Annotated in this window: 17 protein-coding genes and 7 tRNA genes; 21 read left to right on the top strand and 3 right to left on the bottom strand. The window is 51.0% G+C overall.

Annotation, left to right across the window (positions count from 1 at the left end; all coding sequences use genetic code 11):
• Positions 1–279 precede the first annotated feature (279 nt).
• Positions 280–1,947: a glutamine--tRNA ligase gene (gene glnS, locus GF617_RS01740; RefSeq protein ID WP_203450925.1), complete on the bottom strand. Its 1,668-nt coding sequence runs from the start codon at positions 1,945–1,947 to the stop codon at positions 280–282.
• Positions 1,948–2,127: 180 nt separating this feature from the next.
• Positions 2,128–4,077, bottom strand: a complete 1,950-nt coding sequence (gene nagE, locus GF617_RS01735; RefSeq protein WP_181622679.1) for a PTS N-acetyl glucosamine transporter subunit IIABC — start codon at positions 4,075–4,077, stop codon at positions 2,128–2,130.
• A gap of 329 nt (positions 4,078–4,406) precedes the next feature.
• On the opposite strand from nagE, the gene nagB reads away from it, so the two are divergent.
• The 12 genes from nagB (at position 4,407) to GF617_RS01675 (ending at position 11,280) form a co-directional block, all read left to right on the top strand.
• On the top strand, positions 4,407–5,207 hold the full coding sequence (nagB, locus tag GF617_RS01730; RefSeq protein ID WP_181622678.1) for a glucosamine-6-phosphate deaminase: 801 nt from the start codon (positions 4,407–4,409) through the stop codon (positions 5,205–5,207).
• A gap of 55 nt (positions 5,208–5,262) precedes the next feature.
• A complete protein-coding gene (gene nagA / locus GF617_RS01725) occupies positions 5,263–6,411 on the top strand; it encodes an N-acetylglucosamine-6-phosphate deacetylase (RefSeq protein WP_181622677.1) in 1,149 nt (382 codons plus the stop codon).
• Positions 6,412–6,419: 8 nt separating this feature from the next.
• Positions 6,420–7,640 (top strand): N-acetylglucosamine repressor, encoded by a 1,221-nt coding sequence (locus GF617_RS01720; RefSeq protein ID WP_181622676.1) that lies wholly within the window; start codon positions 6,420–6,422, stop codon positions 7,638–7,640.
• Between the two features lie 45 nt (positions 7,641–7,685).
• Positions 7,686–8,438, top strand: a complete 753-nt coding sequence (nagD, locus tag GF617_RS01715) for a ribonucleotide monophosphatase NagD (RefSeq protein WP_181622675.1) — start codon at positions 7,686–7,688, stop codon at positions 8,436–8,438.
• 249 nt (positions 8,439–8,687) lie between these two features.
• Positions 8,688–10,352, top strand: a complete 1,665-nt coding sequence (asnB, locus tag GF617_RS01710; protein WP_203450924.1) for an asparagine synthase B — start codon at positions 8,688–8,690, stop codon at positions 10,350–10,352.
• A gap of 224 nt (positions 10,353–10,576) precedes the next feature.
• A tRNA-Met gene (locus GF617_RS01705) sits at positions 10,577–10,653 on the top strand.
• Between the two features lie 8 nt (positions 10,654–10,661).
• A tRNA-Leu gene (locus GF617_RS01700) sits at positions 10,662–10,746 on the top strand.
• 23 nt (positions 10,747–10,769) lie between these two features.
• Positions 10,770–10,844, top strand: a tRNA-Gln gene (locus tag GF617_RS01695).
• 32 nt (positions 10,845–10,876) lie between these two features.
• Positions 10,877–10,951, top strand: a tRNA-Gln gene (locus tag GF617_RS01690).
• Between the two features lie 20 nt (positions 10,952–10,971).
• Positions 10,972–11,048: transfer RNA gene (locus tag GF617_RS01685), tRNA-Met, on the top strand.
• A 44-nt stretch (positions 11,049–11,092) separates the two neighbouring features.
• A tRNA-Gln gene (locus GF617_RS01680) sits at positions 11,093–11,167 on the top strand.
• A gap of 38 nt (positions 11,168–11,205) precedes the next feature.
• Positions 11,206–11,280 (top strand) — tRNA-Gln (locus GF617_RS01675).
• 97 nt (positions 11,281–11,377) lie between these two features.
• Here GF617_RS01675 and ubiF read toward each other — a convergent pair.
• Entirely contained in the window at positions 11,378–12,553 is a 1,176-nt protein-coding gene (gene ubiF, locus GF617_RS01670; RefSeq protein WP_203450923.1) for a 3-demethoxyubiquinol 3-hydroxylase, read from the bottom strand.
• Positions 12,554–12,689: 136 nt separating this feature from the next.
• On the opposite strand from ubiF, the gene miaB reads away from it, so the two are divergent.
• From miaB to GF617_RS01625, 9 genes are all read left to right on the top strand, one after another.
• A complete protein-coding gene (gene miaB / locus GF617_RS01665) occupies positions 12,690–14,114 on the top strand; it encodes a tRNA (N6-isopentenyl adenosine(37)-C2)-methylthiotransferase MiaB (RefSeq protein WP_203450922.1) in 1,425 nt (474 codons plus the stop codon).
• A gap of 174 nt (positions 14,115–14,288) precedes the next feature.
• The gene (locus tag GF617_RS01660) at positions 14,289–15,335 is read left to right on the top strand and encodes a PhoH family protein (protein ID WP_181622671.1); all 1,047 of its coding nucleotides are present in this window, start codon (positions 14,289–14,291) and stop codon (positions 15,333–15,335) included.
• On the top strand, positions 15,332–15,799 hold the full coding sequence (gene ybeY / locus GF617_RS01655; protein WP_181622670.1) for an rRNA maturation RNase YbeY: 468 nt from the start codon (positions 15,332–15,334) through the stop codon (positions 15,797–15,799). The genes GF617_RS01660 and ybeY overlap by 4 nt, the downstream gene beginning before the upstream one ends.
• 89 nt (positions 15,800–15,888) lie before the next feature.
• Positions 15,889–16,767: a CNNM family magnesium/cobalt transport protein CorC gene (gene corC, locus GF617_RS01650; protein ID WP_181622669.1), complete on the top strand. Its 879-nt coding sequence runs from the start codon at positions 15,889–15,891 to the stop codon at positions 16,765–16,767.
• Between the two features lie 5 nt (positions 16,768–16,772).
• Positions 16,773–18,311 carry an apolipoprotein N-acyltransferase gene (gene lnt / locus GF617_RS01645; protein WP_203450921.1) on the top strand — a complete coding sequence of 513 codons (1,539 nt, stop codon included), beginning with the start codon at positions 16,773–16,775 and terminating at the stop codon, positions 18,309–18,311.
• A gap of 411 nt (positions 18,312–18,722) precedes the next feature.
• A complete protein-coding gene (locus GF617_RS01640; protein WP_181622667.1) occupies positions 18,723–19,634 on the top strand; it encodes an amino acid ABC transporter substrate-binding protein in 912 nt (303 codons plus the stop codon).
• A 155-nt stretch (positions 19,635–19,789) separates the two neighbouring features.
• Entirely contained in the window at positions 19,790–20,530 is a 741-nt protein-coding gene (gltJ, locus tag GF617_RS01635; protein ID WP_181622666.1) for a glutamate/aspartate ABC transporter permease GltJ, read from the top strand.
• Positions 20,530–21,204 carry a glutamate/aspartate ABC transporter permease GltK gene (gltK, locus tag GF617_RS01630; protein ID WP_181622665.1) on the top strand — a complete coding sequence of 225 codons (675 nt, stop codon included), beginning with the start codon at positions 20,530–20,532 and terminating at the stop codon, positions 21,202–21,204. The genes gltJ and gltK overlap by 1 nt, the downstream gene beginning before the upstream one ends.
• Positions 21,204–21,929, top strand: a complete 726-nt coding sequence (locus tag GF617_RS01625; protein ID WP_181622664.1) for an amino acid ABC transporter ATP-binding protein — start codon at positions 21,204–21,206, stop codon at positions 21,927–21,929. The genes gltK and GF617_RS01625 overlap by 1 nt, the downstream gene beginning before the upstream one ends.

The raw sequence follows: 21,929 nt of genomic DNA, 5'->3' as shown, positions 1-21,929 counted from the left end.
AGTGCACATAATTGGTAGTGATTTGTAACACTTCCGCCAATTCGAGGTTTTACGCGGAAAATCAGTTAGTTTAAGCAAGGAAGAACTATTTTTGTCGACGATTTCTCTCAGTCCATTGGTGGACAAATACTTCGAACTTTTTTCGAGAAAAATAAGTAGCAGCTCATTGACCTGATATTTTGACATCGCCATGACATACCTTTCATTAACGGTATGATCATAAAATAAAAAAAACGCCGCAGTTAGCGGCGTTGTTTCTCATTGACCTACGAAGCGTTATTATTCGCCTGCTTTGGCCCAGGTATCACGCAAACCCACAGTGCGGTTAAACACGGGCTTTTCCGCCGTACTGTGACGGCTGTCCAGACAGAAATATCCCTCACGTTCAAACTGGAACGCTTTACCGGTTTCAGCCTGTTTCAGAGACGGTTCTGCATAACCCTGCCTGATGACCAGAGAGTCGGGGTTAATAGTCGCCAGGAAATCGTCCGCTGCACCTGGATTTGGTACGCTGAACAGACGATCGTAGAGACGAATTTCAATCGGCAGCGCGTGGGCAGCGCTAACCCAGTGGATCACGCCTTTCACTTTGCGACCATCCGCAGGATCTTTGCTCAGAGTATCCGCATCATAAGTACAGAAAATCGTGGTGATATTGCCTTCCGCGTCTTTTTCAACACGTTCAGCTTTTATCACATACGCATTACGCAGACGAACTTCTTTACCCATCACCAGGCGCTTGTACTGTTTGTTGGCTTCTTCACGGAAGTCAGCACGATCGATCCAGACCTCACCGCTAAACGGCACTTCACGGCTGCCCATCTCTGGTTTGCTCGGATGGTTAGGCATCGTGACGAGTTCACTTTCGCCCTGAGGATAATTTTCGATAACCAGCTTAACGGGGTCAATAACGGCCATCGCGCGCGGTGCATTTTCGTTTAAATCTTCACGAATACAAGATTCCAGAGACGCCATTTCGATGGTGTTATCTTGCTTGGTCACACCGATACGTTTGATGAACTCGCGAATGGATGCAGACGTGTAACCACGACGGCGCAGACCGGAGATGGTCGGCATGCGTGGGTCGTCCCAGCCTTCAACATGTTTGTCAGTCACCAGCAGATTCAGCTTACGCTTGGACATCACGGTGTATTCCAGATTCAGACGAGAGAACTCGTACTGGCGCGGATGCACCGGAATAGTGATGTTATCCAGCACCCAGTCGTACAGACGACGGTTGTCCTGGAATTCCAGCGTACACAGCGAATGCGTGATGCCTTCCAGCGCATCGCTAATGCAGTGGGTAAAGTCATACATCGGGTAGATGCACCACTTATTGCCGGTCTGGTGATGCTCTGCAAACTTGATACGGTACAACACCGGATCGCGCATCACGATGAACGGAGACGCCATATCGATTTTGGCACGCAGACAAGCCTTGCCTTCTTCGAAGCCACCCGCACGCATTTTTTCGAACAGCGCGAGATTCTCTTCAACGCTGCGATCGCGGAATGGGCTGTTTTTTCCCGGCGCAGTCAACGAGCCGCGGTATTCACGGATTTCGTCAGCAGACAGCTCATCAACATAAGCCAAACCTTTGTTAATCAGCTCAACTGCGTAGGCAAAGAGTTGATCAAAATAATCTGAGGAGTAGCAAATATCGCCAGACCAGTTGAAACCGAGCCATTGCACGTCGTTCTTAATTGACTCAACGTATTCGATGTCTTCTTTTACAGGGTTCGTGTCATCGAAACGCAGATTGCACTGACCCTTGTAGTCTTGCGCAATGCCAAAGTTCAGACAGATAGATTTCGCATGGCCAATATGCAGGTAACCATTCGGTTCCGGCGGAAAACGGGTATGGATTGTGGTGTGCTTACCACTGGCCAGATCTTCATCGATGATCTGACGAATAAAGTTACTCGGGCGGGCTTCAGCCTCACTCATCGTAGATTCCTCAAAGCGTAAACAACGTATAACGGCATATGATCTTATAAGCCGGACGTAGTGACAACCTTTAGTTATGCAAAAAACGGCGTTGAGGTGAATATTGGGGGCATTTGCTGCAAAAAAAAGCGGCGGAGGATCTCCCCCGCCGCTTAAGGCACGCACTCTACTCAGGAGCGATTACTTGCCTTTAATCTCATACAGTGGTGTTTGACCCGCAACAACCTGACCTTTTGCCTGCAGAACCAGGCCGCTGAAGTCGTCGATGTTGCTACAAACAACCGGGCTTATCATGGAGCGCGCATTCGCGTTCAGGAAGTCCAGATCCATTTCCAGAATCGGCTGGCCTGCAACCACTTCAGCCCCCTCTTCTACCAGACGGGTAAAGCCTTTACCGTTCAGCGCGACGGTATCGATGCCCATGTGGACGACGATTTCCGCGCCTTTTTCGGTTTCAAGGCAGAACGCGTGGTTGGTGTTGAAGATCTTCACAATCGTACCGGCTGCCGGAGATACCACGGTTTTTTCCGTTGGTTTCACCGCCACACCGTCACCGACAGCTTTGCTGGCGAAGGCTTCGTCAGGAACCTGCTCAATGGCAACCACTTCACCGGTCACTGGGGAAACCAGTGCAGCAATGGTAGTTGCGTTTGGTACAGCCTGAGGTTTTGCTGCTGGAGTTTCAGCCACTGGCGCACTGTCAGTCGAGGACGCGGCTACCGGTCCACGGGCAACCACTTTTTTCATTTCGTCGCCGATAGATTCGGCTTTTGCCCCCACAATCACCTGGATGGTTTGTTTGTTCAGTTTTACCACGCCCGATGCACCCAGACGTTTGCACATAGCATCGCTGACACGCGCAGAGTCGCCCACGGTCAAACGCAGACGGGTAATACAGGCATCAATAGCTTTCAGGTTATCAGTACCGCCGACTGCGGCAATATAGCTGGTTGCCAACTGGGCCAAGCCTTCTTCGGTATTGCTATTTGCTTCACCAGTAACGACATCCTCATTCGTCTCTTCACGGCCCGGCGTTTTCAGATTAAACATACGAATAACCGCGCTGAACAGAAGGAAGTAGACAACAAAGAAGACCAGGCCCATCACTACCAGCATCCAGACGTTCTTACTTGCCGCTGGCAGGTTGTACATCAACACATAGTCAATCGCGCCTGCTGAGAAGGAGAAACCAGCATGGATACCCAGAAGGGTGGCAACAAACAGGCTGATACCGGTCAGCACCGCGTGCATCAGATACAGCAGCGGAGCCAAGAACATGAACAGGAATTCCAGCGGCTCTGTCACACCGGTCAGGAAGGCCGTTACCGCAACGGACAGCAGCATACCGCCAACCATTGGGCGACGCGCTTTCGGCGCAGCCAGGTACATTGCCAGCGCAGCACCCGGCAGACCAAACATCATGATTGGGAAGAAACCAGACATGAACATGCCCGCAGTGCCGTCACCTGCATAGAAACGGTTGATATCACCGTGGAATACTGCGCCAGCAGCGTTAGTGAACTCACCGATCTGGAACCAAGCGATGGTATTCAGCACTTGATGCAGGCCGGTTGGGATCAGCAGACGGTTGATAAAGCCGAAAATACCTGCACCCATTGCGCCGGCAGAAACGATCCACTCGCCGCCCGCATGGATAGCGTGCTGCACTGGCGGCCAAACGTAGCCAAATATGGCGGCCAGTACCAGACAGAAGAAGCCTGTCGCGATCGGCACGAAACGTTTGCCCCCAAAGAAGCTCAGGAAGTCTGGCAGCTTAATGTTCGCCCAGCGGTTATAGACTGCACCACCGACCAGACCAGTAATAATACCTGCCAGTACGCCCATGTTAATTTCCGGGTTAATCGTTACCATCGCTTTCGTTAGGATGAAGTAACCGACTGCCCCAGCCAGGGCTGCTGCACCCGCACTGTCTTTTGACCAGCTTGATGCCACACCGATGGCGAAAATCAGCGCCAGGTTGTCAAAAATCGCACCGCCTGCCTGAGCAATAAACGGTACGTTAAGAAGATCAGGTTGCCCGAATCGCAGCAGCAACGCTGCAACCGGTAGCACGGCGATAGGGAGCTGCAAAGCTCTACCGAGGCGCTGGAAAAAACCTAAAATATTCATCCTATTCCCCCTACGAGACTCCATGAAAGGCTCGTGCTTAATCTGTGTTTTTATTGTGTCATTAACTTATACATACAGTTGATGATTCACTGGCCTTCTGAGTGTGTGAAAAATTAATTCGTATCGCAAATTAAATGCATACTTTTTGTGATTTTTGTCACCAAATATCGTTAATAACCCTCCCTTTCTCTGGCTAACAATGAAAACTTATTTTATCATTCAAAAAATCAAGACGGATTCATGCTGCCCGACGTGATCCAGGTTACGCTTAGTTCAGGTCCAGGCATGTTATCTGCACACTTTTATTACGTTAACTCTAGAGGTGAACAATGAGACTGATTCCCCTGGCTACAGCTGAACAAGTCGGTAAATGGGCTGCTCGTCATATCGTTAACCGCATTAATGCGTTCAAACCCACTGCCGACCGTCCTTTCGTTCTTGGTCTGCCAACAGGTGGTACACCGCTGACAGCCTATAAGGCCCTGGTTGAAATGCACAAAGCGGGCCAGGTTAGCTTCAAACATGTCGTCACCTTCAACATGGACGAATATGTTGGCTTACCAAAGGACCATCCGGAAAGCTATCACAGCTTTATGCACCGTAATTTCTTTGATCACGTTGATATCCCTGCTGAAAATATTAACCTGCTGAATGGAAATGCGCCTGATATTGACGCAGAATGTCGTCAGTATGAAGAAAAAATCCGTTCTTACGGTAAAATCAATTTGTTCATGGGCGGCGTTGGTAACGATGGTCATATCGCCTTTAACGAACCCGCATCTTCTCTGGCGTCTCGTACCCGCATTAAAACGCTGACCCATGACACCCGCGTGGCAAATTCACGTTTCTTTGACGGCGATGTTAACCAGGTTCCAAAATATGCGCTGACCGTCGGCGTGGGCACACTGCTGGATGCCGAAGAAGTGATGATTCTGGTGCTGGGCGGCGTGAAAGCGCAGGCGCTTCAGGCTGCTGTTGAAGGCAACGTGAACCACATGTGGACGATCAGCTGTCTGCAACTGCATCCGAAATCAGTCATCGTGTGTGACGAGCCGTCCACAATGGAACTGAAAGTAAAAACATTGAAATACTTCAATGAATTAGAAGCTGAAAATATCAAAGGTCTTTAAGTAAATTACCGTCTCTTTATAAAGAGACGGTCGCTTTTTTAAACCGGGGGTCGTTATGTACGCTTTAACCCACGGTCGGATTTATACCGGCCATGAAATTCTGGATGACCACGCGATTGTGATCGCGAATGGCCTGATTGAACGTGTTTGCCCGCATGCGGAGTTGCCGCCGGAGATTGAACAACGCTCACTCAATGGAGCAATTATCTCCCCCGGTTTCATCGACGTTCAGTTGAACGGCTGCGGCGGTGTGCAGTTTAATGACACGGCTGAAGCGGTTAGCGTGGAAACGCTGGAAATCATGCAAAAAGCCAATGAGAAATCTGGCTGCACCAGCTATCTTCCTACGCTCATCACCACCAGCGATGAACTGATGAAACAAGGCATCCACGTCATGCGTGAATACCTGGCGAAACATCCTCATCAGGCTCTGGGTCTGCATCTGGAAGGACCCTGGCTGAACATGGTCAAGAAAGGAACACACAATCCAGACTTCGTCCGTAAACCAGATGCAGAACTAGTTGATTTCATGTGTGCTAATGCCGATGTGATTACCAAAGTGACGCTGGCCCCCGAAATGACCGGGACTGACGTTATCAGCAAACTGGCTGCAGCCGGAATTGTGGTTTCAGCAGGCCACTCAAACGCCACGCAGAAAGAGGCGAAAGCAGGTTTCCGCGCTGGCATTACCTTCGCAACCCATCTTTATAATGCCATGCCGTACATTACGGGCCGTGAACCGGGCCTGGTTGGTGCGATTCTGGATGAGCCAGACGTCTACTGCGGTATCATCGCGGATGGATTACATGTGGATTACACCAATATTCGCAATGCTAAGCGTCTGAAAGGCGATAAGTTGTGCCTGGTAACCGATGCCACAGCGCCAGCAGGGGCAAATATTGAGCAGTTCATTTTTGCTGGTAAAACAATATACTACCGCAATGGACTGTGTGTGGATGAAAACGGTACGTTAAGCGGCTCTGCACTGACGATGATCGAAGGGGTTCGTAACCTGGTTGAACATTGCGGCATTGCTCTTGATGAGGCGCTGCGCATGGCAACGCTTTACCCGGCGCGTGCAATCGGTGTTGCAAAACAACTGGGTGGCATTGCACCGGGCATGGTTGCTAACCTGACAGCTTTCACACGCGATTTTAAAATTACTAAGACCATCGTTAATGGTAACGAGGTCGTCACTGAGTAAGTAAAAGTATGACACCTGGCGGACAAGCTCAAATCGGTAATGTCGATCTCGTTAAACAACTTAACAGCGCGGCAGTGTATCGCCTGATTGACCAACATGGGCCAATCTCACGTATTCAAATAGCCGAACAGAGCCAGCTTGCTCCCGCCAGCGTGACAAAAATTACCCGCCAGCTTATTGAGCGCGGCCTGATCAAAGAAGTCGATCAGCAGGCCTCCACAGGGGGTCGCCGCGCTATCTCTATAGTCACTGAAACCCGCAACTTCCAGGCCATTGGCGTACGTCTTGGTCGCCATGACACCACCCTCACGCTCTACGATCTGAGCAGCAAGGCCATCGCTGAAGAGCATTATCCTCTGCCTGAACGCACTCAGGAAACGCTGGAACATGCGCTGCTTAATACCATCGAGAAATTCATCGAAACCTGCCAGCGTAAAATCCGTGAGCTGATTGCTATCTCCGTGATTCTGCCAGGCCTGGTTGACCCTGAAAGCGGCGTTATCCGCTATATGCCGCATATTCAGGTGGAAAACTGGGGATTGGTCGATGCACTGGAAAAGCAATTTAAAGTGACCTGCTTTGTTGGACATGATATTCGCAGTCTGGCACTGGCGGAGCACTATTTTGGTGCGAGCCAGGATTGTGAAGACTCTATTCTGGTGCGTGTTCACCGGGGGACAGGGGCAGGAATCATCTCTAATGGCCGGATTTTTATTGGCCGCAACGGAAATGTCGGCGAGATAGGCCACATTCAGGTTGAGCCACTGGGTGAGCGCTGCCATTGCGGTAATTTTGGCTGTCTTGAAACCATTGCTGCGAATGCCGCCATCGAGCATCGCGTTCGTCACCTGCTGGAGCAGGGTTATCAAAGCCGCGTTACGCTGGATGACTGCAAAATCGGTCCGATTTGCAAAGCTGCAAATAAAGGTGATGCACTAGCCTGTGAAGTCATAGAGCAGGTCGGGCGTCACCTGGGTAAAACCATCGCTATTGCCATCAACCTGTTTAACCCGCAAAAAGTGGTTATCGCAGGCGAAATAGTTGAAGCTGAAAAAGTTTTGTTGCCTGCAATTGAAGGGTGCATCAACACCCAGGCCCTCAAGGCATTTCGCCAGAATTTGCCAGTTGTACGATCAACGCTTGATCACCGTTCCGCTATTGGCGCATTTGCTCTGGTAAAACGCGCCATGCTCAACGGTATTCTGCTGCAACATTTGCTGGAAAGTTGATCGGGTTTTATAGTAACGCCTTCTTTTTTTGATGTCGGAAAGTCCATGACCATTAAGAACGTAATTTGTGATATTGACGGCGTGCTGATGCACGACAACGTTGCTGTGCCGGGTGCTGCTGAGTTTCTTCACCGTGTCATGGACAAAGGAATGCCGCTGGTTCTCCTCACGAACTATCCTTCCCAAACCGGTCAGGACCTGGCAAATCGCTTTGCGACTGCCGGCGTCGACGTGCCGGATAGCGTGTTCTATACCTCCGCAATGGCTACGGCGGATTTCCTGAAGCGTCAGGAAGGAAAAAAAGCTTACGTCGTGGGTGAAGGCGCACTGATCCATGAACTGTATAAAGCCGGATTCACCATTACAGACGTGAACCCAGATTTTGTGATCGTGGGCGAAACACGATCCTTTAACTGGGAGATGATGCATAAAGCAGCGTACTTTGTCGCCAACGGCGCGCGCTTTATTGCAACTAATCCGGATACTCATGGGCGTGGTTTTTACCCGGCGTGTGGTGCGTTGTGTGCCGGTATCGAAAAAATCTCTGGCCGTAAGCCATTCGTCGTCGGAAAACCGAGCCCCTGGATAGTCCGTGCGGCGCTGAATAAGATGCAGGCGCACTCCGAACAAACCGTCATTGTCGGTGACAACCTGCGTACCGATATTCTGGCCGGGTTCCAGGCAGGCCTGGAGACTATCCTTGTACTTTCCGGGGTATCGACTCTGGACGACATTGATTCGATGCCTTTCCGGCCTAGCTGGATTTATCCTTCTGTCGCCGAGATCGACGTTATCTGATTCAAAACCACGCCCCAGGGCGTGGTTTTTCATTTTCCGCTCGGATAAACACAACTCCATCTAACAAAAATTACCATCCATTGAATAATCATCAATAAAACTGTTCACGACATACTCTTTTTTCAACATTCAGCAATCACCATTGCGTTATTTCCTTTTTACCCCGTAAAACCCTTGCGCGCCCTTCCCCTTTGCGGCATTTTCATAAGCAAGCGACATCACACTGCAACAGAGTTAACGGAGAAGGTTATGTGTTCAATTTTTGGCGTACTGGATATTAAAACTGACGCGGGCGAACTGCGTAAAAAAGCACTCGAACTGTCCCGCCTGATGCGCCATCGCGGCCCGGACTGGTCGGGCGTTTACGCCAGCGATAAAGCCATTCTGGCGCACGAACGTCTGTCCATTGTTGACGTCAACGCAGGTGCGCAGCCACTGTATAACGAGAAAAAAACACACGCGCTGGCTGTTAACGGTGAAATTTACAACCATCAGGCACTGCGCGCAGAGTACGGCGATCGCTATGCATTCCAGACAGGTTCTGACTGCGAAGTCATCCTGGCGTTGTACCAGGAGAAAGGGCCAGAGTTCCTGGATGACCTGCAGGGCATGTTTGCTTTCGCTCTGTACGACAGTGAAAAAGATGCCTACCTGATTGGCCGCGACCATATCGGCATTATCCCGCTGTACATGGGCCACGATGAGCACGGCAACTTCTATGTTGCGTCTGAAATGAAAGCCCTGGTTCCGGTTTGCCGCACCATTAAAGAGTTCCCGGCAGGTAGCTACCTGTGGAGCAAAGATGGTGAGATTCGTCAGTACTATCAGCGTGACTGGTTCGACTTTGACGCGGTAAAAGACAACGTGACAGATAAAGCCGAGCTGCGCCAGGCACTGGAAGATTCGGTAAAAAGCCACCTGATGTCAGACGTGCCTTATGGTGTACTGCTCTCCGGCGGCCTGGATTCTTCCGTCATCTCCGCGATCACCAAGAAATATGCCGCACGCCGTGTTGAAGATCAGGAACGCTCTGAAGCCTGGTGGCCGCAGTTGCACTCCTTCGCTGTTGGCCTGGAAGGTGCACCTGACCTGAAAGCCGCGCAGGAAGTGGCAAACCACCTTGGCACAGTACACCATGAGATTCACTTCACTGTGCAGGAAGGCCTGGATGCGATCCGCGATGTTATCTATCACATCGAAACTTATGATGTGACCACCATCCGTGCTTCCACTCCAATGTATCTGATGTCCCGTAAGATCAAAGCGATGGGCATCAAGATGGTGCTGTCAGGCGAAGGGTCTGACGAAGTATTTGGCGGCTACCTTTACTTCCACAAAGCGCCAAACGCCAAAGAATTGCATGAAGAAACTGTGCGCAAACTGCAGGCGCTGCATATGTTTGACTGTGCGCGAGCTAACAAAGCGATGTCCGCCTGGGGTGTGGAAGCCCGCGTTCCGTTCCTGGATAAGAAATTCCTCGACGTGGCTATGCGCATCAGCCCGCAGGATAAAATGTGCGGCAACGGTAAAATGGAAAAACATGTCCTGCGTGAATGTTTTGAATCCTACCTGCCAGCAAGCGTTGCATGGCGTCAGAAAGAGCAGTTCTCTGATGGCGTAGGTTATAGCTGGATCGACACGCTGAAAGAAGTGGCTGCAAAACAGGTTTCTGACCAACAACTGGAAACCGCTAGCTTCCGCTTCCCATATAACACACCGGGATCCAAAGAAGCGTATCTGTACCGCGAAATCTTTGAAGAATTGTTCCCGGTTCCGAGTGCAGCCGAATGTGTGCCGGGTGGCCCATCCGTCGCGTGTTCTTCTGCAAAAGCGATTGAATGGGACGAATCGTTCAAGTCCATGAACGATCCATCAGGACGTGCGGTAGGCGTCCATCAGTCCGCGTACAAATGAACATTCTGATCGTTAACAGGCCCTTCGGGGCCTTTTTTTTACCCCGAACTTAACGGTTCAAAAGCGATTAATAACCGATAATTGCCGAATATTCGGTCACGCTGTTCGCAACCTAACCAAACAGTCACATTCCAGCCATTTTCGATGAAAAAGGTGTTGACGCTTCAAAGCTCAATACGCATAATGCGCCCCGCAACGCCGATAAGGTAACGCGAAAAAAAGATGGCTACGTAGCTCAGTTGGTTAGAGCACATCACTCATAATGATGGGGTCACAGGTTCGAATCCCGTCGTAGCCACCATCTTTTTTGCGGGAGTGGCGAAATTGGTAGACGCACCAGATTTAGGTTCTGGCGCCGCAAGGTGTGCGAGTTCAAGTCTCGCCTCCCGCACCATTCCCAAGTAAGCGTTGCACGGATGGGGTATCGCCAAGCGGTAAGGCACCGGTTTTTGATACCGGCATTCCCTGGTTCGAATCCAGGTACCCCAGCCATTTTTTCTTCGATTTGCGGTTCTCCGCGGTATTGGGGTATCGCCAAGCGGTAAGGCACCGGTTTTTGATACCGGCATTCCCTGGTTCGAATCCAGGTACCCCAGCCATCGAAGAATGCAGTAAAGTTGGCTACGTAGCTCAGTTGGTTAGAGCACATCACTCATAATGATGGGGTCACAGGTTCGAATCCCGTCGTAGCCACCATAATTTGATGTATTGCGGTAAGCGATATATCACAAAAGAAAAATTGGGGTATCGCCAAGCGGTAAGGCTCTGGTTTCTGATACCAGCATTCCGAGGTTCGAATCCTCGTACCCCAGCCAATTTTGAAGTAGTATTACAATCTGTTTGCAGTCCCTGTTGGGGTATCGCCAAGCGGTAAGGCTCTGGTTTCTGATACCAGCATTCCGAGGTTCGAATCCTCGTACCCCAGCCACTTAAAAACAAAAAAGCCCGCTCTGCGGGCTTTTTTGTTTTTGTACATTAATAATGGCATAGCCAGATGCCTCTCCCACAAGGAGAGGCCGCAAAAATTAAAGGCCTAGCGCATATTTCAGTGCCTGCCTTTTCAGCACACCTGCACGCCCAGCAGCCATCAATCCAATATTACGCAGAATACGTACCGGACCTAAGTCATTGCTGAATCCGGCATAAAACAGATCCATCCCAGATTGCATGATGAAATTATCTGCCATCCGACGCGTCTGGTAACGCTTCAGTACCTGGTGGCTCGCCCATGCCTCGCCGTGGCTACGGGCATTACCCAACACATCAAGCAGCGCTTCCACATCACGATACCCCAGGTTAACTCCCTGCCCTGCCAGTGGATGGATGGTATGCGCCGCGTCCCCCACCAGCGCTAACCCTTCACGCACATACTGCAGAGCGTGGCGACGCGTTAAAGGAAATGCTCCCGCAGCGACGGGCGTCACGCGCCCCAGACGGTTCGGAAAATGGTGGATGATTTCGCGCTGAAGTTGCTCCATCGATAACCCCTGCAACTGACGAATATGCGCTGGTGTGTCGTACCACACCAGCGACGCCCAGTTATCGAACAACGGTAAAAAGGCGTGCGGACCGTCGGGGGTGAAATGCTGCCAGGTGCTCTCACCCGGTTCATTTTCACACTGTACGGTGATCAGCATGCACGATTGCTGATACTGCCAGGCATGAACGCCAATCCCCGCCATCTGCCTGACCTGCGAGTTCGCACCATCCGCCCCCACCACCAGCTTCGCAGCCAGCTCATCACCATTATCCAGTGTCAGCAAATACCCGCCCTCATGGTGATACAGAGCCTTGAGTGATGCCGGAACGCACAGTGTTACATCAGGATGGGCTTCCAGCGATTGCCAAAGCGCCTGCTGCAGAACATTGTTTTCCACCATATAGCCAAGACGAGGTAATTTTAGCTCGGCGGCATCGAACACCACGTGCGCGTTTTCCCACTCCCAGGTTTCGAGCCGGCTGTATGGATGAGCACGCATAGCCAGCAACGCATCCCACACTCCAAGCCCACGCAGCAGTTCAACCGATGCCGCACTGATAGCGGATATACGCACATCCGGTTTTGCCATTGCATCAAACACCGCTGGAGCCGCTTGTTCGATTACCGTAACGTCAAATCCTTGCTGCGCCAGTCCGAGCGCCAGTGCGCTGCCGACCATACCGCCGCCAACAACAGCAACCCCGGTTTTTTGGATAGTCATGGTCAATAATCCTTATTGGAGAATCCCTTAAGTTTACCGGATTTTTATCTCTTTGAGGTTGACAACCTTCATACTGGTCACAACCGCACCAAAGCATTACAATACGCGCCCTGCAATCCTGAGCATGAGCAAGTCGATGACAAAAAAACTCCATATTAAAACCTGGGGCTGTCAGATGAACGAATACGATTCATCAAAGATGGCCGATCTGCTGGATGCCACGCACGGGTATCAACTAACCGACAATGCTGACGAAGCCGATGTGTTGTTGTTGAATACCTGTTCAATCCGTGAGAAGGCGCAGGAGAAAGTATTCCATCAGTTAGGTCGCTGGAAGCTAATAAAACGAAAAAGACCTGACGTGATCATCGGTGTCGGCGGTTGCGTAGCCTCACAGGAAGGGAAACTGATTCGAAGCCGCGCTCACTATGTTGATATTATTTTTGGCCCGCAGACACTGCACCGCTTGCCAGAAATGATCAATGCCGTACGCGGTAATCGCAAACCTGTGGTTGACGTCAGTTTCCCTGAGATCGAAAAGTTCGACCGCCTGCCGGAACCGCGTGCCGATGGTCCGGCTGCGTATGTGTCGATCATGGAAGGCTGCAATAAATACTGTACCTATTGCGTCGTGCCTTATACCCGTGGTGAAGAAGTGAGCCGCCCGAGCGATGATATTCTCTTTGAGATCGCCCAGTTGGCTGCTCAAGGCGTACGTGAAGTTAACCTGCTGGGTCAAAACGTCAACGCCTGGCGCGGTGAAAACTATGACGGTAGCACCGGCAGTTTTGCTGAACTACTACGTCTGGTCGCCGCTATTGATGGTATCGACCGTATTCGCTTCACCACCAGCCACCCGATCGAATTTACCGATGACATTATTGATGTTTATCGCGATACGCCGGAACTGGTGAGCTTCCTGCACCTGCCGATTCAGTGCGGATCGGACCGGGTTCTCAACCTGATGGGCCGTCCTCATACGGCGCTGGAATACAAATCAATTATCCGTAAGCTGCGCGAAGCACGTCCGGATATCCAGATAAGCTCTGACTTTATCGTGGGCTTCCCTGGCGAAACGACCGAAGATTTTGAGCGCACCATGAAACTCATCGGCGAAGTGAATTTCGACGTGAGCTACAGCTTCATCTTCTCTGCGCGCCCAGGCACACCTGCGGCCGATATGGTTGACGATGTACCTGATGAAGAGAAAAAGCAGCGTCTCTATATTTTGCAGGAGCGTATTAACCAGCAAGCCACCGCCTGGAGCCGTCGCATGCTCGGTACAACCCAGCGTATTCTTGTCGAAGGTACATCCCGTAAAAGCGTGATGGAACTGTCTGGCCGCACTGAAAATAACCGCGTGGTCAACTTTGAAGGCACACCAGATATGGTCGGTAAATTCGTTGACGTGGAAATTGTTGAAGTTTTGACAAACTCCCTGCGCGCGAAGCTGGTCCGTACCGAAGAAGAGATGGGCCTGCGCGTCGTTGAATCGCCAGAGTCTGTGATTTCACGTACCCGCAAAGAAAACGATTCAGGTGTCGGTATCTACCAGCCTTAATTCGTTCAGGCCTGCCTTTCTGGCAGGCCTTGTATTTCCTCTCTCCGTCCCCAATATCCATTGCAATGCTTGCGCCTTTATTCTATGGCGTGAATAATTTCGTTATGACGACGACTCGTCTGTGGCCGGATGTGCAAGTTGCCCTCCGGCAATACACATATTAAGAGGAACAGTTTGAACATAGACACGCGTGAAATTACCCTTGAGCCAGCAGACAACGCTCGCCTGCTGAGCCTGTGCGGGCCGTTTGATGACAACATCAAACAACTGGAGCGACGTCTGGGTATCGAAATCAATCGTCGCGATAATCATTTCAAACTCACTGGCCGCCCTATTTGCGTTAATGCCGCAGCCGATATTCTGCTCAGCCTGTATGTCGATACCGCCCCGATGCGCGGCCAAACGCAGGATATCGAGCCGGAACAGATCCATCTGGCGATCAAAGAAGCGCGAGTGCTTGAGCAAAGTGCTGACAGCGTGCCGGAGTACGGCAAAGCCATCAACATTAAAACCAAGCGTGGCGTCATCAAACCACGTACGCCAAATCAGGCACAGTACATCGCCAATATCCTCGATCACGACATCACTTTCGGTGTAGGCCCAGCAGGGACCGGGAAAACCTACCTGGCCGTAGCAGCAGCGGTAGATGCGCTGGAGCGACAGGATGTGCGCCGTATTCTGCTGACGCGTCCGGCGGTTGAAGCGGGTGAAAAACTCGGTTTCTTACCAGGCGACCTGAGCCAGAAAGTGGACCCTTATCTGCGCCCACTTTACGACGCACTGTTCGAAATGCTGGGCTTTGAGAAAGTTGAGAAACTCATCGAGCGTAATGTCATCGAAGTCGCACCACTGGCCTATATGCGCGGTCGTACGCTCAATGACGCATTTATCATTCTTGATGAAAGCCAGAACACCACCATCGAGCAGATGAAGATGTTCCTGACACGTATCGGTTTTAACTCGAAAGCCGTTATCACCGGTGACGTCACCCAGATCGACCTGCCGCGCAGCACCAAATCAGGCCTTCGTCATGCGATCGAAGTGCTGGCCGATGTCGATGAAATTAGCTTTAACTTCTTCCACAGCGAAGACGTTGTCCGTCACCCAGTGGTGGCACGTATCGTTAACGCCTATGAAGCATGGGAAGAAGCTGAACAAAAACGTAAAGCAGAACTGGCCGCGGAACGTAAACGCGAAGCCCAGGAGCAGGAGCAAAAATGAGTCAGGTGATCCTCGATTTACAGCTGGCCTGTGAAGACAATTCCGGTTTGCCGGAAGAGAGCCAGTTTCAGAAATGGCTGGATGCGGTTATCCCGCAATTTCAGGAAGAGTCAGAAGTCACGATTCGGCTGGTGGATGAAGCTGAAAGCCACGAGCTTAACCTGACCTACCGCGGGAAAGATAAGCCGACTAACGTGCTCTCGTTCCCGTTTGAAGCACCACCGGGTATTGAGATGCCGTTGCTGGGCGATCTGATCATCTGCCGCCAGGTCGTTGAGCAGGAAGCAAAAGAACAGCAGAAGCCACTTGATGCACATTGGGCGCATATGGTCATACACGGTAGCCTCCATCTTCTGGGTTATGATCATATCGAAGACGACGAAGCAGAAGAGATGGAATCTCTCGAGACAGAGATAATGCTTGCTCTGGGCTATGAGGATCCGTACATTGCCGAGAAAGAATAGTCTGTCTGCTGACTGACTAATATGCTGCCGCGTGAGGACATTCCGCGGCAGTAAACGTTGAACAACCATGAGAACCCTTAACAAACGCCATGAGCGACGACAATTCACACAGTAGCGACACGACAAACAGTAAAAAGGGATTTTTCTCCCTTATCCTGAGCCAGCTTTTCCACGGTGAGCCCAAAAACCGCGATGAATTGCTGGAGCTGATTCGTGATTCCGGGCAAAACGATCTTATCGACGAAGATACACGTGAAATGCTCGAAGGCGTCATGGACATCGCAGACCAGCGAGTACGCGATATCATGATTCCCCGCTCGCAGATGATCACTCTGAAACGCAACCAGACGCTGGACGAATGCCTCGATGTTATCATCGAATCGGCTCACTCCCGTTTTCCGGTCATCAGCGAAGACAAAGATCACATTGAAGGGATTTTGATGGCCAAAGATCTGCTGCCGTTTATGCGCAGCGATGCCGAAGCCTTCAGCATGGAAAAAGTGTTACGCCAGGCGGTTGTGGTTCCGGAAAGTAAGCGTGTTGACCGCATGCTGAAAGAGTTCCGTTCTCAGCGCTATCATATGGCAATTGTTATTGATGAATTTGGCGGTGTTTCGGGTCTTGTCACCATCGAAGATATTCTTGAGCTGATCGTAGGTGAAATCGAAGACGAGTATGACGAAGAAGAAGATATCGACTTCCGTCAGTTAAGCCGTCACACCTGGACTATCCGCGCACTGGCCTCGATTGAAGACTTCAACGATGCCTTCGGTACTCACTTCAGCGATGAAGAGGTGGATACCATTGGGGGTCTGGTGATGCAGGCGTTTGGCCATCTGCCGGCTCGCGGCGAATCTGTTGACATTGATGGTTACCAATTCAAAGTCGCTATGGCTGACAGCCGACGTATTATTCAGGTTCACGTCAAAATGCCGGACGACTCCCCGGTTCCGAAACTGGAAGATTAATGTAAATGGCATTTGCCTCATTACTTGAACGCCAGCGCGTCCGTTTGCTGCTGGCGCTGTTACTTGGAGCCAGCGGTACGCTGGCTTTTTCTCCTTACGATATCTGGCCTGCGGCCATTATCTCTCTGATGGGGCTGCAAGGCCTGACCCTCAATCGTCGTCCATTACAGGCTGCAGCCATCGGTTATTTCTGGGGCCTGGGTCTGTTTGGGTCCGGTATTAACTGGGTTTATGTCAGTATCGCGCAGTTTGGCGGGATGCCAGGGCCCGTTAACGTTTTTCTGGTCGTTTTGCTGGCGGCTTATCTTTCGCTCTACACCGGTTTATTTGCGGGTATTCTTTCGCGCCTGTGGCCAAAAACCACCTGGCTGCGTGTCGCCATTGCCGCACCCGTGGTGTGGCAAATCACCGAGTTTCTGCGCGGTTGGGTTCTGACCGGCTTCCCGTGGCTGCAGTTCGGCTATAGCCAGATTGATGGTCCGTTGAAAGGTCTCGCACCAGTTATGGGCGTTGAGACAATTAACTTCCTCCTGATGGTGGTCAGTGGTTTGCTGGTGCTGGCGATGATCACACGCAACTGGCGACCACTGGTGACAGCAATCGTGCTCTTCACCCTTCCTTTCCCGCTTCGTTATATTCAGTGGTACACCCTTGAGCCTGAGCGTGCGATGCAAGTATCCATGGTGCAAGGCGACATACCGCAGGCGATGAAATGGGATGAGAAGCAACTGCTGAACACGCTCAAAATCTATGCCGACGCTACCAAGCAGGTGATGGGGAAATCACAGTTGATCATCTGGCCAGAATCCGCGATCCCTGACCTGGAAATTAACCAGCAACCTTTCCTGAACATGATGGATGATTTGCTGCGCGCCCGTGGCAGCACGCTGATAACCGGAATTGTCGATGCGCGCCTGAACCAGCAAAACAGGTATGACACGTACAACACGATCATTACGCTTGGTAAGGATAATCCGTACAGCTACAACTCCACTGACCGCTACAACAAAAACCATCTTGTCCCGTTTGGCGAGTTTGTTCCGCTGGAATCGATTCTGCGCCCGCTCGCGCCGTTCTTTGACTTGCCGATGTCATCATTTAGCCGTGGTCCGTATGTTCAGCCACAGTTGCATGCGCATGGTTTTGCACTGACCGCCGCCATTTGCTACGAAATTATCCTCGGTGAACAGGTGCGCGATAATTTCCGTCCGGATACCGATTATCTGCTGACCATCTCCAATGATGCATGGTTCGGTAAATCCATTGGCCCGTGGCAGCATTTCCAGATGGCACGCATGCGCTCCCTGGAATTAGCACGCCCGTTACTGCGCAGTACCAACAATGGTATTACCGCCGTGATTGGTCCGCAGGGTGAAATTCAGGCCATGATCCCGCAGTTCACCCGCGATGTACTGACTGCTAAAGTTACACCGACAACAGGCCTGACACCGTATGCCCGCACCGGTAACTGGCCATTGTGGATCCTGACGGCACTGTTTGGCTTTGGCGCAGTGCTAATGAGCCTTCGTCAGCGTCGTAAGTAACCTTCTCCCCCCTTCCCCTCTCTCAACCGGGAGAGGGGATCCTACGCGCCCTCTTTCACCATCCAGCCCCACCTTTTCCCCTCTTCCTTTTAAGAACAGGTTCAGGGGAAAGAGCATTTCTGGCACGCCTATTGCTTTGTTAATTCACGCAAACGTAATTTGGCTTAACGTGAAACTTTGTCGCACCAGCACAGGTCATCGACAGCACCACAAGAGTGCAACGAAAGATTTTTGCCTCTAAATGGTGCGGCGCGCTTCGCAAAAATAAACAATAACGCAGCAAAATATTTACATTAAGCCAAACTAAATGTTAACAAACATGCATAACACTGCACTCGTTTTGAGCGAGCTATAACAACATCACACTGGGTCTCTATGCGTCTCTGGCGCAGATGAAAAAAGGAGTTGGGTATGCAATTACGTAAACTGGCCACAGCAATGCTGGTGATGGGAATGTCCGCAAGCGTCGTTCACGCTGAGGACGCCGCACCCGCTGCCGGGCAAAGCACTCTCGACAAGATTGCTAAAAACGGCGTGATCGTGGTCGGCCACCGTGAGTCTTCTGTGCCGTTCTCGTACTACGACAACACACAGAAAGTCGTCGGCTATTCTCAGGACTACTCCAACGCAATCGTCGAAGCGGTCAAGAAAAAGCTGAACAAGCCTGATATTCAGGTAAAACTGATCCCAATTACCTCTCAAAATCGTATTCCGCTGCTGCAAAACGGTACATTCGATTTTGAGTGCGGTTCGACCACCAATAACCTTGAGCGCCAGAAACAGGCTGCCTTCTCCGACACTATCTTTGTTGTAGGCACGCGCCTGCTGACGAAGAAAGGCGGCGAAATTAAAGATTTTGCTGACCTGAAAGGCAAAGCGGTTGTGGTGACGTCCGGTACAACCTCTGAAGTTCTGCTGCACAAGCTGAACGACGAGAAGAAAATGGATATGCGCATCATCAGCGCGAAAGACCATGGTGACTCTTTCCGTACGCTGGAAAGCGGGCGTGCTGTCGCGTTCATGATGGATGACGCTCTGTTGGCTGGCGAACGTGCGAAAGCGAAGAAACCAGATAATTGGGAAATCGTCGGCACTGCGCAATCAAAAGAAGCCTACGGTTGCATGCTGCGCAAAGACGATCCGGAGTTTAAGAAACTGATCGATGACACCATTGCTCAGACGCAAACGTCTGGTGAAGCGGAAAAATGGTTCGATAAATGGTTCAAGAACCCGATTCCACCTAAAAACCTCAACATGAACTTCGAACTGTCTGACGACATGAAAGCGCTGTTCAAAACACCAAACGACAAGGCTCTTAACTAATTAGAACGACAAGGGCGGGATCTCCTGCCCTCTCGATTGTCGGGAAGCATGGACAGACTATACGCTGAGTGGTCGTTCCCCACTCAGCGCAAACATTGAGCTTCTCACCAATCTTCGAGGGTAGCGCTGCTACCCTTTTTTTTCTGGAGTTTATTATGTCAATCGACTGGAACTGGGGCATTTTTCTGCAACAAGCCCCGTTCGGCAACACCACTTATCTCGGCTGGCTATGGAGTGGCTTTCAGGTCACCGTTGCACTATCCATAACGGCCTGGATACTCGCATTTCTTGTCGGCTCTCTGTTCGGTATTCTGCGTACCGTCCCAAACCGTTTTCTTTCAACCCTTGGCACGCTCTATGTGGAATTGTTCCGTAACGTTCCATTAATTGTGCAGTTTTTCACCTGGTATCTGGTCGTTCCCGAACTGTTACCGGAAAATATCGGCATGTGGTTTAAGTCAGAACTGGACCCTAACATTCAGTTCTTTGTCTCCTCAATGCTGTGTCTGGGGCTGTTTACCGCTGCTCGTGTCTGCGAGCAGGTGCGCGCCGCCATCCAGTCTCTGCCTCGCGGTCAAAAAAATGCAGCGCTGGCCATGGGCCTGACATTACCGCAAGCCTATCGTTATGTGCTGCTGCCTAATGCCTACCGCGTCATCGTTCCACCGATGACCTCGGAGATGATGAACCTGGTCAAAAACTCGGCCATCGCCTCCACCATTGGCCTGGTTGATATGGCGGCACAGGCCGGTAAGCTGCTTGATTATTCTGCCCATGCATGGGAATCCTTTACTGCTATTACGCTCGCATATGTCCTGATTAACGCTGTCATCATGCTGGTGATGAACCTGGTTGAACGCAAAATTCGCCTGCCGGGCAATCTGGGAGGCAAATAATGTACGATTATGACTGGAGTTCCATTATCCCGTCGATGCCATATCTGCTGGATGGTCTGGTGATTACATTAAAAATCACCATCATCGCCATCATCATTGGTATCGTCTGGGGCACAATACTGGCCGTAATGCGCCTGTCGAGCTTTAAGCCTTTCGCCTGGTTTGCGACGGCATACGTGAACGTATTCCGCTCTATTCCTCTGGTAATGGTGTTGCTGTGGTTTTACTTGATCGTGCCGGGTCTGTTGCAAAACGTACTGGGGCTTTCGCCGAAAACCGATATTCGCCTCATCTCTGCCATGGTTGCGTTCTCGATGTTTGAGGCGGCTTACTATTCAGAAATTATTCGTGCCGGTATTCAGAGTATTTCCCGCGGACAATCCAGTGCTGCACTGGCTTTGGGAATGACACACTGGCAGTCAATGAAGCTCATTATTCTGCCGCAGGCGTTTCGCGCCATGGTTCCGCTCCTGCTCACCCAGGGCATCGTTCTGTTCCAGGATACCTCGCTGGTCTATGTCCTCAGCCTGGCAGACTTCTTCCGTACCGCCTCCACTATCGGTGAGCGTGATGGTACGCAGGTCGAGATGATCCTCTTTGCAGGCGGGGTCTATTTTGCAATTAGTTTAAGCGCGTCGCTGTTGGTCAGTTGGCTGAAGAAAAGGACTGTGTAATGATTTCCCTGAAAAATGTTTCTAAATGGTATGGGCACTTTCAGGTGCTGACCGACTGCTCCACCGAAGTCAAAAAAGGTGAGGTTGTGGTGGTGTGCGGGCCATCAGGCTCCGGTAAATCCACGCTGATCAAAACGGTCAATGGCCTGGAGCCTGTGCAACAAGGTGAGATCTTCGTTAACGACACCAAAGTTAACGATAAAAAAACCAATCTTGCCAAACTACGTTCGCACGTTGGGATGGTATTCCAGCATTTTGAGCTGTTCCCACACTTGTCGATCATCGAGAACCTGACGCTGGCACAAGTCAAAGTGCTCAAACGCGACAAAACAGCTGCACGTGAAAAAGGGCTGAAATTGCTGGATCGAGTCGGGCTCTCTGCGCATGCTAATAAGTTTCCTGCGCAGCTCTCTGGTGGCCAACAACAACGTGTCGCAATCGCTCGCGCTCTGTGCATGGATCCTGTTGCGATGTTGTTCGATGAACCAACGTCTGCACTTGATCCAGAAATGATCAACGAGGTTCTGGATGTTATGGTCGAGCTGGCACATGAAGGGATGACCATGATGGTTGTTACCCACGAAATGGGCTTTGCCCGTAAAGTGGCAAACCGGGTGATCTTTATGGATGAAGGTAAAATCGTCGAAGACTCACCGAAAGAAGAGTTCTTTGCCAACCCTAAATCCGACCGCGCAAAAGACTTCCTCGCTAAAATCCTGCATTAA

Origin of the sequence: Lelliottia sp. RWM.1 (assembly GCF_016859735.1) — a bacterium.
Taxonomy (GTDB): Bacteria; Pseudomonadota; Gammaproteobacteria; order Enterobacterales; family Enterobacteriaceae; genus Enterobacter.
This window is presented reverse-complemented; position numbering and strand designations above follow the sequence as displayed.